15 protein-coding genes are annotated in these 15,014 nt (G+C 54.5%); 2 read left to right on the forward strand and 13 right to left on the reverse strand.

Annotated features, from left to right (window positions below; all coding sequences use genetic code 11):
* The 4 genes from mrdA to NMC31_RS00545 all read right to left on the reverse strand — a co-directional run bounded on the left by mrdA (position 1) and on the right by NMC31_RS00545 (position 3,587).
* The gene (mrdA, locus tag NMC31_RS00530) at positions 1–1,902 is read right to left on the reverse strand and encodes a peptidoglycan DD-transpeptidase MrdA (protein ID WP_149464375.1); all 1,902 of its coding nucleotides are present in this window, start codon (positions 1,900–1,902) and stop codon (positions 1–3) included.
* A gap of 27 nt (positions 1,903–1,929) precedes the next feature.
* Positions 1,930–2,397, reverse strand: coding sequence for a 23S rRNA (pseudouridine(1915)-N(3))-methyltransferase RlmH (gene rlmH / locus NMC31_RS00535; protein ID WP_108473933.1), 468 nt, complete (start codon positions 2,395–2,397; stop codon positions 1,930–1,932).
* A 3-nt stretch (positions 2,398–2,400) separates the two neighbouring features.
* Complete coding sequence (gene rsfS, locus NMC31_RS00540) at positions 2,401–2,718, reverse strand: ribosome silencing factor (RefSeq protein WP_041686290.1); 318 nt, start codon at positions 2,716–2,718, stop codon at positions 2,401–2,403.
* Between the two features lie 257 nt (positions 2,719–2,975).
* Positions 2,976–3,587: an adenosylcobalamin/alpha-ribazole phosphatase gene (locus NMC31_RS00545; protein ID WP_253896618.1), complete on the reverse strand. Its 612-nt coding sequence runs from the start codon at positions 3,585–3,587 to the stop codon at positions 2,976–2,978.
* Positions 3,588–3,647: 60 nt separating this feature from the next.
* On the opposite strand from NMC31_RS00545, the gene cobD reads away from it, so the two are divergent.
* On the forward strand, positions 3,648–4,742 hold the full coding sequence (cobD, locus tag NMC31_RS00550; RefSeq protein ID WP_253896619.1) for a threonine-phosphate decarboxylase CobD: 1,095 nt from the start codon (positions 3,648–3,650) through the stop codon (positions 4,740–4,742).
* Here the strand turns inward: cobD and nadD are convergent.
* The 4 genes from nadD to leuS are packed head-to-tail and all read right to left on the reverse strand — an operon-like array spanning position 4,717 to position 9,569.
* On the reverse strand, positions 4,717–5,358 hold the full coding sequence (gene nadD / locus NMC31_RS00555) for a nicotinate-nucleotide adenylyltransferase (RefSeq protein ID WP_253896620.1): 642 nt from the start codon (positions 5,356–5,358) through the stop codon (positions 4,717–4,719). The two genes, cobD and nadD, sit on opposite strands and share 26 nt — an antisense overlap.
* 1 nt (position 5,359) lies before the next feature.
* A complete protein-coding gene (gene holA, locus NMC31_RS00560; RefSeq protein WP_253896621.1) occupies positions 5,360–6,391 on the reverse strand; it encodes a DNA polymerase III subunit delta in 1,032 nt (343 codons plus the stop codon).
* The gene (lptE, locus tag NMC31_RS00565; RefSeq protein WP_149464380.1) at positions 6,391–6,972 is read right to left on the reverse strand and encodes an LPS assembly lipoprotein LptE; all 582 of its coding nucleotides are present in this window, start codon (positions 6,970–6,972) and stop codon (positions 6,391–6,393) included. The genes holA and lptE overlap by 1 nt, the downstream gene beginning before the upstream one ends.
* Before the next feature lie 14 nt (positions 6,973–6,986).
* A complete protein-coding gene (gene leuS / locus NMC31_RS00570; RefSeq protein ID WP_253896622.1) occupies positions 6,987–9,569 on the reverse strand; it encodes a leucine--tRNA ligase in 2,583 nt (860 codons plus the stop codon).
* Positions 9,570–9,792: 223 nt separating this feature from the next.
* On the opposite strand from leuS, the gene NMC31_RS00575 reads away from it, so the two are divergent.
* Positions 9,793–10,275: a zinc ribbon-containing protein gene (locus NMC31_RS00575; protein WP_149464382.1), complete on the forward strand. Its 483-nt coding sequence runs from the start codon at positions 9,793–9,795 to the stop codon at positions 10,273–10,275.
* Positions 10,276–10,361: 86 nt separating this feature from the next.
* Here NMC31_RS00575 and rihA read toward each other — a convergent pair whose 3' ends face one another.
* From rihA to NMC31_RS00600, 5 genes are all read right to left on the reverse strand, one after another.
* Complete coding sequence (rihA, locus tag NMC31_RS00580) at positions 10,362–11,297, reverse strand: pyrimidine-specific ribonucleoside hydrolase RihA (RefSeq protein WP_253896623.1); 936 nt, start codon at positions 11,295–11,297, stop codon at positions 10,362–10,364.
* A 120-nt stretch (positions 11,298–11,417) separates the two neighbouring features.
* Positions 11,418–12,143 (reverse strand): amino acid ABC transporter ATP-binding protein, encoded by a 726-nt coding sequence (locus NMC31_RS00585; protein ID WP_149464384.1) that lies wholly within the window; start codon positions 12,141–12,143, stop codon positions 11,418–11,420.
* A complete protein-coding gene (gltK, locus tag NMC31_RS00590) occupies positions 12,140–12,817 on the reverse strand; it encodes a glutamate/aspartate ABC transporter permease GltK (protein ID WP_253896624.1) in 678 nt (225 codons plus the stop codon). Before gltK ends, NMC31_RS00585 begins: the two co-directional genes overlap by 4 nt.
* Positions 12,817–13,557 carry a glutamate/aspartate ABC transporter permease GltJ gene (gene gltJ, locus NMC31_RS00595; protein ID WP_015965369.1) on the reverse strand — a complete coding sequence of 247 codons (741 nt, stop codon included), beginning with the start codon at positions 13,555–13,557 and terminating at the stop codon, positions 12,817–12,819. Before gltJ ends, gltK begins: the two co-directional genes overlap by 1 nt.
* Before the next feature lie 161 nt (positions 13,558–13,718).
* Complete coding sequence (locus NMC31_RS00600) at positions 13,719–14,624, reverse strand: amino acid ABC transporter substrate-binding protein (protein WP_253896625.1); 906 nt, start codon at positions 14,622–14,624, stop codon at positions 13,719–13,721.
* Positions 14,625–15,014 lie beyond the last annotated feature (390 nt).

Below are 15,014 nucleotides of genomic sequence, written 5' to 3' on the forward strand. Positions count from 1 at the left end.
TTATTGGTCCTCCGCCGCTGTTGCGGCCGGATTTTCGGCTGGTAAATCGGTGTTGTTATCGCCAAGCATAATGTGGTCGAGAATTTGACGCATGATCGTCCCCACCGCCGGGCCTGCGCCGCCGTTTTCCAGAATAATGGCAACGGCAACTTTCGGATCGTTATACGGTGCGAAGGCGGTCATCAGTTTGTGGTCACGCAGACGCTCGGCAATTTTATGCGCGTTGTAGGTTTCATTCGCTTTCAGGCCGAATACCTGAGCCGTACCGGACTTAGCTGCAATTTTATACGGCGCGCTGGCGAAGTATTTATGCGCGGTACCGTTGCCACGGTTGGCGACGCCATACATCCCGTCTTTGGCAATTTCCCAAAAGCCGGAATGAATATCACCGACAGGGGGTTCATGCGGTTGCTCCCAGGGGATCTGCTTCCCGCCTTCGGTGGTGCTCATCAGCAGATGTGGCACTTTCACTATGCCATCGTTAATCAGGATCATCAGCGCTTTGCTCATCTGAATCGGCGTTGCCGTCCAGTAGCCCTGGCCGATACCGACCGGAATGGTATCGCCCTGATACCACGGCTTTTTAAAGCGTTTCTGCTTCCATTCACGGGTTGGCATATTACCAGAGCGCTCTTCCGCAAGATCGATGCCGGTGTAATGACCATAGCCAAATTTCCCCATCCACTCGGACAGGCGGTCAATACCCATGTCATAGGCGACCTGATAGAAGAAGGTATCCGCCGATTCCTCCAGCGCTTTCGTCACGTTCAGGTGGCCGTGGCCCCATTTTTTCCAGTCGCGATAGCGTTTTTCAGAGCCCGGCAACTGCCACCACCCCGGATCAAACAGGCTGGTATTGCGGGTGATCACCCCCGCGCTAAGTGCGGATACGGACACATATGGCTTAACGGTAGACGCGGGCGGGTAAACCCCTTGCGTAGCGCGGTTAACCAGAGGCGTATTCGGGTCGTTCAGCAGCCCGGAGTAATCTTTGCTGGAGATGCCATCGACGAACAGGTTGGGGTCGTAACTTGGCATAGAAACCAACGCCAGAATGCCGCCTGTTCGCGGGTCGGTCACCACGACGGCCGCACGACTGCCGGCCAGCAGCGTTTCAATGTACTGTTGGAGCTTAAGATCGAGCGTCAGATGGATATCATGCCCGGCCTGCGGGGGCACTTCCTTCAACTGACGGATGACGCGCCCACGGTTGTTGACCTCAACTTCTTCATAACCGGTCTGGCCGTGCAGCACATCTTCGTAATAGCGTTCGATACCGAGCTTACCGATATCATGCGTTGCCGCGTAGTTTGCCAGCTTGCCGTCTTTGTCGAGCCGCTCAACGTCTTTATCGTTAATTTTTGAAACGTAGCCAATGACGTGGGTGAGGGCGGAACCAAACGGGTAGTAACGGCGCTTATAGCCTTTCACTTCCACGCCTGGGAAGCGGTACTGGTTCACCGCAAAGCGCGCCACTTGAACTTCCGTCAGGTTGGTTTTCACCGGGATAGACGTAAAGCGATGCGAGCGCGAGCGCTCCTTTTTGAAATTGGCGATATCATCATCGTTGAGATCGACCACGCCGCGCAGCGCCTCCAGCGTGTCCTGCACGCTATCGACTTTCTCCGGCATCATCTCCAGTTGGTAGATGGTGCGGTTGAGCGCCAGCGGGGTACCGTTGCGATCGTAAATGATGCCGCGGCTGGGGGCTATTGGCACCAGCTTAATGCGGTTCTCGTTGGAACGGGTTTGATAATCGGTAAAACGGACGATCTGCAGATTATAGAGGTTAGCGATCAGCACGCCGGTAAGCAGCAAAATCCCCGTAAAAGCGACCAGCGCCCGGCGCACAAACAGCGCAGACTCAGCCGAATAGTCGCGAAAAGAATTCTGTAGTTTCATTCGCTGCTTAAATTACCCTGGTCATCATTACTCGCGGTGGTATGGGTGGTTGGTGGTGATGCTCCACGCCCGGTACAGGCTCTCGGCGACCAGCACGCGCACCAGCGGGTGCGGCATCGTCAGATTCGAAAGCGACCAGCTCTGTTCAGCGGCGGCTTTGCAGGCCGGAGAAAGCCCCTCAGGCCCGCCAATCAGCAGGCTGACGTCGCGGCCATCCTGCTTCCAGCGCTCCAGTTCGACTGCCAGATGCGGCGTATCCCACGGTTTGCCGGGAATATCGAGCGTGACAATGCGATTTTTACCGGCGGCGGCGAGCATCAGCTCGCCTTCTTTATCGAGAATACGTTTGATGTCCGCATTCTTACCGCGCTTACCGGCAGGAATTTCTACCAGCTCAAACGGCATGTCTTTCGGAAAACGGCGCAAATATTCAGTAAACCCGGTTTGAACCCAATCCGGCATTTTGGTGCCGACGGCGACCAACTGCAGCTTCACAACTTAACTCCAGAGCTTTTCCAGTTCATACAGGCGACGGCTCTCTTCCTGCATGACGTGGACAATCACATCGCCTAAATCGACAACAACCCAATCGGCGACGTTTTCGCCTTCCACGCCCAGCGGCATTAAGCCCGCAGCGCGAGATTCCTGAACAACATGATCGGCGATAGACATGACATGACGGCTGGACGTGCCGGTGCAGATCACCATGCAATCGGTGATGCTGGATTTACCGTGAACGTCGATAGCCACGATGTCCTGACCTTTCAGGTCATCAATTTTGTCGATTACAAAATCCTGGAGTGCTTTACCCTGCAAGTGTGTTCCCCTTGGGTGTGTGAAGAAAATAGTCGTAGAGCCCGACAGTATACCCGAACTGAAGGCGTTGTCGGGACAAATGTCACCGGACGGGTTGTAAGGCGGGCTATCATCCCATTCATTAATAACGAATGCATCGCCATTTTTGTAAAACAATTTTTGCTAATAGCTGCATGTGGAATGATTCTGGCTGCGGAGGATAACAGGCTGTCGCCGGGTGTCAATGGCTGCGCCGGGCGCGGCGGTAGAAATCGGGATTATCCCGCTTCCGGATGCCAGCGCGCGCGGCTATTGAGGACGCGAAGTGTGGCAAACGTGGGGGTAAACTCAATCACACTCCATGCACCCTGGTCGATGCGAAAATGCCACATTGCTGACGAGGGCATCTTCAGTAAAAGTGCGGTTAAAAGGCTTAAGACCCCCTGATGACTGATCAGTAGAAGGTTCTGATAATCTGTGTGAGGAAGCCTGTCGATAAAGGTATTAACCCGCGCTGAGAAGGCCTGAAAACCTTCGCCGTTGGTGGGAACCGCATTCTGCCAGTCGTTACACCAGGCGTCATAATTGGCTGCGTCTTCGACCATCAAATCACGGTGATGACGCATCTCCCAGTCGCCAAAAAACATCTCATTAAGCTGCGGGACAATTTCGGGCACCAGTGGACGATCGCCCAGCAGAAGGCGCGCCGTTTGTTGCGTGCGTTCGAGTTCGCTGCACATCACATGATCAAAAGGCACCTGTTGCAGAAGGGTACCGAGTGTCTCGGCTTGCCCGATGCCTTTCGCCGTCAGCGGGGTAGGTGAGTGGCCAGAGTACAACCCATCGACGTTGGCCTGGGTTTCTCCGTGACGTACCAGCCAGAGTTTCATTGTGTTTCTCCCTGAATCAACAAACTGAAGTAAGATACTGCTTTTTGGCGGAGAAGTATCATGGCTAAGCTTACCAGCACCCACGGCGGTAACATTCGCGAGGCGGCGCAACTGCTGGGCATTGAACCCGCTTTGCTTGTTGATTTTAGCGCGAATATCAATCCGCTGGGTATGCCAGAACCGCTCAAACAGGCGTTAGTGGCGCAAATTGGCGTGGCGGAACGCTATCCGGATGTGGAGTATCAGGGTCTGCATCAGCAACTGGCGGCGCACCATGATGTTCCCGCTGAGTGGATTCTGGCCGGTAATGGCGAAACGGAGTCAATTTATACGCTGGCGCAGGGGCTCCAACCGCAGCGAGCTATGCTGGTGACGCCGGGGTTTGCGGAATATAGACGCGCGCTGGCGCAAGTTGGTTGTAAGATCAGCGAATTTTCCCTGTGCGAAGAAGAGAGTTGGCAGCTTACCGAGCGCTTACTACCGGCCCTGACCGCTGAGCTGGATTGCCTGTTTCTGTGTACGCCGAATAACCCGACCGGGCTTTATCCTGACGCATCATTACTGGCGGCGATTGTTGAACGTTGTCGGGCGCTGTCGATAACGCTGGTGGTGGATGAGGCGTTTCTCGATTTCCTTCCTGATGAACCAGGGCTTATCCCGCACCTGGAGAATAACCCGCATGTTTGGGTGCTGCGCTCGCTAACCAAATTCTATGCCATTCCGGGGCTGCGTCTGGGGTATCTGCTGAACAGCGACGCTGACGCCGTGGCGCGAATGCGTCAGCGCCAGATGCCCTGGTCTATCAATGCGTTTGCCGCATTGGCGGGTGAGATGGTCCTGCACGACCGTGCGTATCAGCAGGCAACCTGGCAGTGGCTGGCGCGGGAACGCGAAGGTTTGCTGACGCAGCTGAGAGGTTTTTCCGGGCTTACGGTTTGGGAAGGGCGTGCGAACTATCTGTTCTTACGCTGTAATGTTCTGGGCCTGGATTTACAGCAGGCGCTGTTGACGCGCCATGTACTCATCCGCAGTTGTGCGAATTATCCGGGGCTGGACGAGCGCTATTACCGTGTGGCGATCCGCAGTCGGGAAGAAAACGCCCGGCTGTGCCAGGCGTTGAATGCGGTATTTAGCGGTACAAGCCCTGCTGCATGATGTACTCCAGCACTGGCGCGGGCATCATTTCGTCGCAGGATTCGCCGTTTTGTAATCGCTCGCGAATAATGGTGGCGGAGATATCAAACCACGGCGTCTCGGCGAGAAAGATTTTCCCCGCAGGCTGTTCGTGCAGATCTTCCGAACGCAGCGTCAGCCGATCATCCAGCCACTGCTGATGCTCTGGCTGCTGCATGGTCATCGGATAACCGGGACGACGCGTCACAATCAAATGCGCGTTCTCAAGGATAGTTTCGTACTGGTGCCAGGTGGGAAACGTCAGCAGGGAGTCCTGGCCGATGATGAATGCCAGCGGTGCTTCCGCCCCTTCTTCCTGACGCCACTCCTGTAAGGTTTGCGCCGTATACGACGGCATGTCACGGCGCAGCTCACGTTCATCCAGTACAAATAACGGTTTATCGGCAATCGCCAGTTCCACCATGTGTTTGCGCTGGTCGCTGGTGGCTTCCGGCTGCGGACGGTGCGGCGGGACGTTATTGGGCATAATAATTATGCGCGATAAGCCTATCTGATTTGCCAGAATTTCTACCGGCTTCAGATGACCATAATGAATGGGATCGAAAGTACCGCCAAACAGTGCCTGAAGCTTTGTCATATCATCCGTCAATAAATACGTCGGCTAAGGCTTTATGGCAAAGCAGTAGCGACAGGCTTTCCAGTTCAGCCCAGACAGACTGACCGTAATCCTGCTTCAAAGTAAGTTCCGCCTGCGTCAGCAGGGTGACCGCCTGACGTAACTGGTCGCTACTCAGACGATTAATGGCGTCGCCTACCAGACCACGGCGATTCTGCCAGACGCGATGTTTATCAAACAGGGCGCGCAGCGGCATGTGAGCGCTTTGGCGCTTCAGGTTCACCAGTAATAGCAGTTCGCGTTGTACGGTACGCAGCAAAATGACCGGCTCGCTGCCTTCAAGCCGCAACTGTTGCAGGATGTGCAGGGCGCGTTTACTTTTTCCCGCCAGCAGGGCATCGACCCAGTGGAAGGGCGTAAAGTGCGCCGCATCATTCACCGCCTGCTCTACGCGCGGTAGCGTCAGTTTACCGTCCGGCCAAAGCAGTGATAAACGTTCCAGCGCCTGCGACAACGCTAACAGGTTGCCTTCATAGCAGTAACACAATAGCTGGCTGGCGGGCTCATCTAACTGAAGATTCAGTTGTTTTGCACGCGTCGCTAACCAGCGCGGAAGCTGGGCTTGTTCTGGCGTCTGACAGCTTACCTGAACGGCACTGCTGGCAAGTGCGCTCACCCAGGCCGCATTTTCCTGCGCTTTGGTAAGCTTGTTGCCGCGAATAATGAGCAGCAAATCGTCATGCAGCAGTGAAACCAGGCGCGCCAGTTGTTCGTTGATGGCGGCATTTGGTCCGTTTTCCGGCAGCAGCAGTAACAGCGTCTGGCGGCTGGAGAACAGGCTCAGGGCCTGACTCAGCGAGAAGATCTCGTTCCAGTCGGTGCTGGCATCGAGGGAAAAGGTGTGGTGCTCGGTAAAGCCCTGCTCAGTGGCCATATGGCGCACGGCGTCCTGGCTCTCCTGAAGCAGCAGCGGATCGCTACCGAGTAGCAGATACGCCGCGCGCAGCCCTTCAGAGAGCTGCGCGCGGAGTTGTTCTGGATACAACCGAATCATCAGTTACCCAGAGTGGTGGAGACACGGCCAGGACCAATCGGCGATTCTTCCGCCATCGGAATGGTATCTGGTGCCGTTTTGCTGTCGGCGATGTGTACGCTCGGCAGTTTACGGATCAGCTGTTCAGCCGCTTTATCGTACATTTCGTTGATGATAATTGTTTGCTCGGCATCTTTCGCCAGCGCACGCTGCGGGTTATCGAAGAACGAACGGTACACTTTGGTCGAGATAGGGAAGATATCCTGCCCCGGGATCAGCACCGACGCACGCACGGTTAATACCATCTGGTATTCCGCCGTCTGGCCGTTCTGGAACACGGATGCCGTATCTTTCGACATGCTGCTGGTGATAATACGCAGCGACGGCACATCTTTACGCAGAGTGCTGTCTTCCAGCAGAGTGATGTCGTTCAGACGCAGCTGATTACGTACCGCACGGCTTAACGGGCCGTTCGGATCGCCGGACTGGAAGATCATCGTTTTCATTTCGCTGGGAACCTGCGTAGTGCTACGCAGATGCCAGCCACATCCGGCGGTGACCAGCACCGCCAAAGATAACAACAGAGTTGTCAGATATCGCACGCTTCCTCCCGCGCTTAGCCCACGACCAGGTTAAGGAGTTTACCCGGTACGTAAATCACTTTACGCACGGTAACGCCATCAAGGTATTTCGCGACCAGGTGTTCCTGGCCTGCACGTTCACGAACCTGTTCTTCGGTTGCGTCAACGGCCACGGTGATTTTCCCGCGTACTTTACCGTTCACCTGGACGACAACCAGCGTGGTGTTTTCGACCATCGCTTTTTCGTCAGCCACCGGCCACGGTGCGTTGTCGATATCACCTTCACCGCCCAGTTCACGCCACAGAGTAAAGCTGGCGTGCGGCGTGAACGGGTTGAGCATACGAACAACCGCCAGCAGCGCTTCCTGCATCAGAGCGCGATCCTGCTCGCCTTCCACCGGCGCTTTCGCCAGTTTGTTCATCAGCTCCATGATCGCCGCGATGGCGGTGTTGAAGGTCTGACGGCGACCGATATCATCGGTGACTTTGGCGATGGTTTTATGAACGTCGCGGCGCAGCGCTTGTTGATCTTCGCTCAGCGCATCCACGTTCAGCGCCGCAACCGGGCCCTGAGATGTGTGCTCATAAACCAGTTTCCAGACACGTTTCAGGAAGCGGTTAGCCCCTTCCACGCCGGATTCCTGCCATTCCAGGGTCATATCTGCCGGGGAAGCAAACATCATGAACAGACGAACGGTGTCTGCGCCGTAGCGCTCAACCATCACCTGCGGGTCGATGCCGTTGTTTTTGGACTTGGACATTTTGCTCATGCCGGTATACACCAGCTCATGGCCTGCCGCGTCCTTCGCTTTCACGATACGACCTTTGTCGTCACGTTCAACGATAGCATCAACCGGGGAAACCCAGTTACGCTCGCCGTTTTCGCCAACATAGTAGAAGGCATCAGCCAGCACCATGCCCTGACACAGCAGCTGTTTAGCCGGTTCGTCAGAGTTCACCATGCCTGCGTCGCGCATCAGTTTGTGGAAGAAGCGGAAGTAAAGCAGGTGCATGATGGCGTGTTCGATACCGCCAATGTAGATATCCACCGGCAACCAGTAGTTGGCCGCGTCTGAATCCAGCATACCTTCCTGATACTGCGGGCAGGTGTAGCGCGCGTAGTACCATGAAGATTCCATAAAGGTGTCAAAGGTGTCGGTTTCACGCAGCGCTGGCTGACCGTTAACGGTGGTTTTCGCCCACTCCGGGTCAGCTTTAATTGGGCTGGTGATACCGTCCATAACCACATCTTCCGGCAGGATAACCGGCAGCTGATCTTCAGGCGTTGGGATAACGGTGCCGTCTTCCAGTGTCACCATCGGAATCGGCGCGCCCCAGTAACGCTGACGGGAAACACCCCAGTCGCGCAGACGGTAGTTCACTTTACGTTCGCCCACGCCCATAGAGGCCAGTTTGTCGGCAATGGCGTTAAAGCCGTCTTCATAGCTCAGACCGTCGAATTCGCCGGAGTTGAACAGGGTGCCTTTTTCGGTCAGCGCTTGCTCGGAGAGGTCCGGTTTCGAACCGTCAGCTGCCAGGATAACCGGCTTGATGTTCAGACCGTATTTGGTGGCGAACTCGTAGTCGCGCTGATCGTGACCCGGAACGGCCATGACGGCGCCGGTACCGTATTCCATCAGAACAAAGTTAGCCGCCCAAACCGGAATCGCTTCGCCGGTCAGCGGATGAATGGCTTTAAAGCCGGTGTCGACGCCTTTTTTCTCCATGGTCGCCATATCGGCTTCGGCCACTTTGGTGTTACGGCATTCGTCAACGAAAGCCGCCAGCGTTGGGTTGTTGGCAGCAGCCTGCTGGGCCAGCGGGTGGCCGGCGGCGACAGCCAGGTAAGTACAACCCATAAAGGTGTCTGGACGGGTGGTGTAGACGGTCAGTTTGTCGGCGTAGTCGTTTACGTCGAAGGAGATTTCCACACCTTCGGAACGGCCAATCCAGTTGCGCTGCATGGTTTTCACCGTGTCAGGCCAGTGGTCCAGCGTATCCAGGTCGTTCAGCAGTTCGTCAGCGTAAGCGGTGATTTTGATAAACCACTGTGGGATCTCTTTACGCTCAACTTTGGTATCGCAGCGCCAGCAGCAGCCGTCGATAACCTGCTCGTTCGCCAGAACGGTTTGATCGTTCGGGCACCAGTTGACCGCAGACGTTTTCTTGTAGACCAGGCCTTTTTTATACAGCTCGGTGAAGAATTTCTGCTCCCAACGGTAATATTCCGGAGTACAGGTTGCCAGCTCGCGGCTCCAGTCATAGCCAAAGCCCAGCATTTTGAGCTGGTTTTTCATGTAGGCGATGTTGTCATACGTCCACGGAGCCGGTGCCGTATTGTTTTTAACCGCAGCCCCTTCTGCCGGCAGACCGAACGCATCCCAACCAATCGGTTGCAGAACGTTTTTGCCCAGCATGCGCTGATAACGGGCGATCACGTCACCGATGGTGTAGTTACGCACGTGGCCCATGTGTAGTCGACCAGAAGGATAAGGAAGCATCGACAGGCAGTAATACTTCTCTTTGCTCTCGTCTTCAGTTACTTCAAAGGTACGCTTCTCGTCCCAATGTTGCTGGACTTTTGATTCTATCTCTTCCGGGCGGTATTGCTCTTGCATGGCAGCCAGTGGTCCTGTTTTCAATACAGCTACAATGTAGCCAATGGATGTGGTAATCAGATCCGCATAGCATAGCCCAAAGCGCATCGTCAAAACAGCCTTTCACACATTATGGCGATGAAAAGCCCGGACACTGATTTACGAACTCTGTGGGGTAGCTGACAGAGTAGAGAAGAAATAAGGTCTATTATAAGAGTAGGTTAACTGCCCGGGAGAGGAAACAATGAACAAGGTTGCTCAATTTTACCGCGAACTGGTGACGACGCTGACCGAACGTCTACGCAACGGTGAGCGTGATATCGATGCGCTGGTGGAACAGGCGCGTGCGCGGGTTGTTCAGACCGGCGAGTTAACGCGAACGGAGGTGGACGAACTGATTCGCGCAGTCAGGCGTGACCTGGAAGAGTTCGCCATGAGTTACAGTGAAAGCCAGGACGACGAAGAAGACAGCGTATTTTTACGCGTCATCAAGGAGAGTATCTGGCAGGAACTGGCGGATATTACCGATAAAACACAGCTGGAATGGCGCGAAGTCTTTCAGGACCTCAATCACCACGGCGTGTATCACAGCGGTGAGGTGGTAGGGCTGGGCAATCTGGTGTGCGAGAAGTGTCATTTCCACCTGGCAGTGTATACGCCGGATGTGCTGCCACTGTGCCCGAAATGCGGGCATGACCAGTTCCAGAGAAGGCCGTTCGAGCCGTAAGGATTTGTGCCGGATGCGCTACGCTTATCCGGCCTACAATATGGCTTCTCCGCAGGCCCGGTAAGCGAAGTGCCACCGGGCTTTTATTAATGGTAAAACGCTAATCTTTCTGCCAGTAAATCCACAAACCCCTGACGATCCACATCGACCATCACCCGCGCATTCGGTTTATTGCCGGTCAGGAAATAGTAATCCACAACGGTCATGCCCTGGGTATATTTGCCCTGCGTTTCCACGCCAACCCAGCGCTCCACGGTGGTAAACAACTCGGGTTTCAGTAGCCAGGCGATGGTGCACGGGTCATGCAGCGGCGCGCCGACAAAACCCCATTTTTCATCTTTGTGATATTCAAGGAAGAAGTCGAGCAACTCGGCAACGATGGTGGAAATTGGGTTACCAATGGCGCGGAATCGTTCCGTATCTTCAACGTGAATTTGTGCTTTATGCGTAACATCAAGCCCTGCCATCACCACCGGAATGCCGGACTGGAAGACGATTTCTGCGGCTTCCGGGTCAACGTAGATATTGAATTCTGCGGCAGGCGTCCAGTTACCCAGACTCATTGCACCGCCCATAATCACAATTTGCGCGATCTTCGGGTGCAGTTCCGGGTGGCTGTTGAGCAGCAGGGCGACGTTAGTTTGTGGGCCGGTGGAAACAATCGTGACCGGCTGGTCGCTTTCGCGCAGGGTTTTTGCCATTAACTCAACAGCGGTGCAGGTAAGCGGGGCAAAACCGGGTTCCGGCAGCGCCGGGCCGTCAAGACCGCTTTCTCCATGCACGTTATCGGCAATAATAAGTTTACGCATCAGCGGTTTAATCGCTCCGCCCGCCACCGGAATATCGGAGCGCTTCAGCAGCGTGAGCATGCGCAGCACGTTACGCAGGGTTTTATCCGGCGTTTGGTTTCCGGCGGAGGAGGTGATGGCTTTGACATCCAGCTCCGGGGAGGCGAGGGCCAGCACGATGGCAATGGCATCGTCGTGTCCTGGGTCACAGTCGAGAATGATTGGGGTTGCCATAGTTACTCCTTGTCTGGTCAGGCATTTTTGCGACAAGGTTAGCGCTGCAAGGCAATGCATTCGAGGAGATGAACAGAAAAGCGTGAAGCGGCGCGCACTCTGAAGCGCGCGCCGAAAAGATTAATGCAGTATTTTCGCCAGGAAGTCTTTGGCGCGTTCTGATTTCGGGTTGGCGAAGAAGGCCTCTTTCTCGGAGTCTTCGACGATTTTCCCTTCATCCATAAAGATCACCCGGTTCGCCACTTTACGGGCAAAGCCCATTTCGTGGGTCACCACCATCATGGTCATGCCTTCGTTAGCCAGTTCAACCATGACGTCCAGCACTTCGTTGATCATCTCGGGATCGAGTGCCGAAGTCGGTTCGTCAAACAGCATCGCCACTGGATCCATGCACAGGGCGCGGGCAATCGCGACACGTTGTTGCTGGCCGCCGGAAAGCTGCGACGGGAACTTATTGGCATGTGCGGAAAGACCTACACGTTCCAGCAGTTTCAGCCCTTTTTCGCGCGAGGCTGCTTTATCGCGTTTCAGAACTTTTACCTGTGCCAGCGTCAGGTTTTCGATAATCGACAAATGTGGGAACAGTTCAAAGTGCTGGAACACCATCCCAACCTTTGAGCGCAGCGCCGCGAGGTTGGTTTTCTTATCGTTGACCTGAATCCCGTTCACCAGGATCTCGCCTTTCTGTACCGGCTCCAGGCCGTTAACGGTTTTGATAAGCGTCGATTTACCCGATCCTGACGGGCCGCAAACCACCACCACTTCACCCTTTTTCACTTCGGTGGAGCAGTCGGTCAGCACCTGAAATTGACCATACCATTTAGAAACATTTTTCAGGGTAATCATTGAGCTGTCCTTCTTTTCAAGTAGCTGACCAACAACGAAGCACTCAGGCTAATCACAAAATAAACGGCGCCGGCAAACAGGATCATTTCGACCTGGGTTCCGTCACGCTCACCGATGGTGGACGCGGTACGGAAGAAGTCGGCAAGACTTAAGACGTACACCAGGGAGGTATCCTGGAACAGGACGATCCCCTGGGTGAGCAGCAGCGGCACCATGGCGCGGAACGCCTGCGGCAGAATGATGAGCTTCATCGACTGCCAATGGGTCATCCCGAGCGCCAGCGCAGCGCTGGACTGACCGCGCGAAATACTCTGGATACCGGCGCGAATAATTTCCGAATAGTAGGCGGCTTCAAACATTGAGAACGCTACCATGGCGGAGATCAGGCGGATATCGGTTTTCGGTGACAGCCCCAGCACATCCTGCAACAGCCCCGGCACGATGAGGTAAAACCACAGCAGCACCATCACCAGCGGAATGGAGCGGAAAACGTTAACGTAGGTTTTGGCAAACCAGGAGATGGGCGCAAATGTCGACAGGCGCATCACTGCAAGGATAGTGCCCCAAACGATACCGACGATCACCGCCGTCACGGTAATTTTCAGCGTCACTACCAGCCCGGCAAGCAGATAGGGTAGGGAAGGAACGATAGAACTCCAGTCAAACTCGTACATTATTTGCCTCCCATATTGCCCGGCAGGCGAACTTTACGTTCTACCAGGGTCATCACCAGCATAATGAAGGCGTTGATCAAGACATAAGCAAGGGTGATTGCAGTGAACGATTCCCAGGCATGCGCTGAGTAATCCAGCAGTTTGCCTGCCTGCGCGGCCATATCGACCAGACCGATGGTGGAGGCGATAGCGGAGTTTTTCACCAGGTTCATCATCTCTGAGGTCATCGGTGGCACAATCACGCGGTAGGCGTTCGGCAGCAGCACGTAACGGTACGTTTGCGGCAGCGTTAAACCCATCGCCAGACCGGCGTTTTTCTGCCCGCGCGGTAGGGACTGAATCGCCGCGCGTACCTGCTCACACACGCGTGCCGCGGTAAAGAGGCCAAGACAAATCATTGATGAAAGGAAGAACTGAATGTTAGGGTCCAGCTCTGCTTTAAACCACATTCCCAGATCTTCCGGCAGCAATTCTGGCACCACCAGATACCAGGTAAAGAACTGCACGATCAGCGGAACGTTACGGAACAGTTCAACGTACAGGGTGCCGATTCCGGAGAGGAAACGGTTAGGAACGGTACGCAGGATGCCGAACAGAGAGCCAACGAAGAAGGCGATAATCCAGGCGGTAATCGACAAGGCGACGGTGACCTGAAAACCACTCCAAAGCCAGCCAAGATAGGTGGTGTTGCCGAACGGGGCTTGCTGAAGAAAGATCCCCCAGTTCCAGTCTATTGACATAAATCTACTCCAGAAAAAAAAGGGTAGCAGTGCTACCCTCGAAGATTGGTGAACGGCGTACTGCGATATTCGGGCCTGGCGGGGAACGACCGCCAGACCTGTAGTCTGTCCGTGCTATTCAACAATCGAGAGGGCAGGTAGTCCCGCCCTGGTTGTTATAATTAGTTCAGAGCTTTGTCATTCGGTTCTTTAAACAGGGCCTTCATTTCGTCAGACAGTTCAAAGTTCATGTTCAGGTTTTTCGGTGGAATTGGGTTTTTGAACCACTTCTCAAACCATTTCGCGGCCTCACCAGATGTTTGCGCCTGGGCGATGGTGTCATCCATCAGCTTTTTGAAGTCCGGGTCGTTTTTACGCAGCATACAGCCGTAGGCTTCCTGCGACTGGGGCTTGCCGACGATTTCCCAGTTGTCTGGTTTCTTCGCTTTCGCGCGCTCACCGGCCAGCAGGGCATCATCCATCATAAACGCCACCGCGCGACCGCTTTCCAGGGTACGGAAGGAGTCACCGTGGTCTTTGGCGCTGATGATGCGCATATCCATCTTCTGTTCGTCATTCAGCTTATGCAGCAGAATTTCAGAGGTGGTACCGGAAGTTACAACCACCGCTTTGCCTTTCAGGTCCGCGAAGTCTTTAATGTCGCCGCCTTTTTTGGTCAACAGACGCGTACCCACAACGAAAATAGTGTCGGAGAAGGCCGCTTGTTTCTGACGTTCGAGGTTGTTGGTGGTAGAGCCACACTCAAAATCAAAGGTACCGTTTTGCAGCAACGGGATACGGTTTTGAGAGGTGATAGGAATCAGTTTGACCTGAAGGTCAGGTTTGTTCAGCTTCTTCTTTACGGCTTCAACGATGGCGTTGGAGTAATCCTGAGAATAGCCGACCACTTTTTGCTGGTTGTCGTAGTAAGAGAACGGAACGGAAGATTCACGGTGCCCGACAACGATCACGCCGTTTTTGGCGATTTTGTCCAGGGTGCTACCTGCCGCTGGTGCATCTTCTGCGTGTGCCAGCCCGGCGCATAATCCCATCGCCAGCATAGCAGCGGTCAGTTTACGTAATTGCATATCCAACTCCTTTATCCTCTGCGCCATCGGCGCATAGATACCCATAGTGATGTTTGTGTTGTTATCGTCTGCAATTTCAGCGTGCAGCGTTATCTGTGTTTGTTAACATTTAGTGTGGCTTGATGTAAAGAATTTGCTGATTTATTGTTTATTTTTGCGAACTGCTCCGCACCATTTTGAGGCAAAAATCGCAGATTGCACTGTAGAGGTGCTACCGATGATTCGTTTTGGTGCTACCGGGTTGCGCTCATGCAGAATTCGTTACTGCCTGTGTTTATTAAGCAATTGGCGTGCCAGGATGGAGGGGGAGATGTGCGCGCTGATGCCCTCACCCCGGCCCTCTCCCACAGGGAGAGGGAGAAAACCAGCGCAGGGCTCATAAAATGGGTT

Source organism: Pseudocitrobacter vendiensis, assembly GCF_943590815.1.
Classification (GTDB): domain Bacteria; phylum Pseudomonadota; class Gammaproteobacteria; order Enterobacterales; family Enterobacteriaceae; genus Pseudocitrobacter; species Pseudocitrobacter vendiensis.

Coding starts and splice junctions, on each gene's coding strand:
- mrdA (WP_149464375.1), bottom strand. CDS start 1,902: ATGAAACTACAGAATTCTTTTCGCGACTATTCGGCTGAGTCTGCGCTG.
- NMC31_RS00545 (WP_253896618.1), bottom strand. CDS start 3,587: ATGAAACTCTGGCTGGTACGTCACGGAGAAACCCAGGCCAACGTCGAT.
- cobD (WP_253896619.1), top strand. CDS start 3,648: ATGGCTAAGCTTACCAGCACCCACGGCGGTAACATTCGCGAGGCGGCG.
- nadD (WP_253896620.1), bottom strand. CDS start 5,358: ATGACAAAGCTTCAGGCACTGTTTGGCGGTACTTTCGATCCCATTCAT.
- holA (WP_253896621.1), bottom strand. CDS start 6,391: ATGATTCGGTTGTATCCAGAACAACTCCGCGCGCAGCTCTCTGAAGGG.
- leuS (WP_253896622.1), bottom strand. CDS start 9,569: ATGCAAGAGCAATACCGCCCGGAAGAGATAGAATCAAAAGTCCAGCAA.
- NMC31_RS00575 (WP_149464382.1), top strand. CDS start 9,793: ATGAACAAGGTTGCTCAATTTTACCGCGAACTGGTGACGACGCTGACC.
- rihA (WP_253896623.1), bottom strand. CDS start 11,297: ATGGCAACCCCAATCATTCTCGACTGTGACCCAGGACACGACGATGCC.
- NMC31_RS00585 (WP_149464384.1), bottom strand. CDS start 12,143: ATGATTACCCTGAAAAATGTTTCTAAATGGTATGGTCAATTTCAGGTG.
- gltK (WP_253896624.1), bottom strand. CDS start 12,817: ATGTACGAGTTTGACTGGAGTTCTATCGTTCCTTCCCTACCCTATCTG.
- gltJ (WP_015965369.1), bottom strand. CDS start 13,557: ATGTCAATAGACTGGAACTGGGGGATCTTTCTTCAGCAAGCCCCGTTC.
- NMC31_RS00600 (WP_253896625.1), bottom strand. CDS start 14,624: ATGCAATTACGTAAACTGACCGCTGCTATGCTGGCGATGGGATTATGC.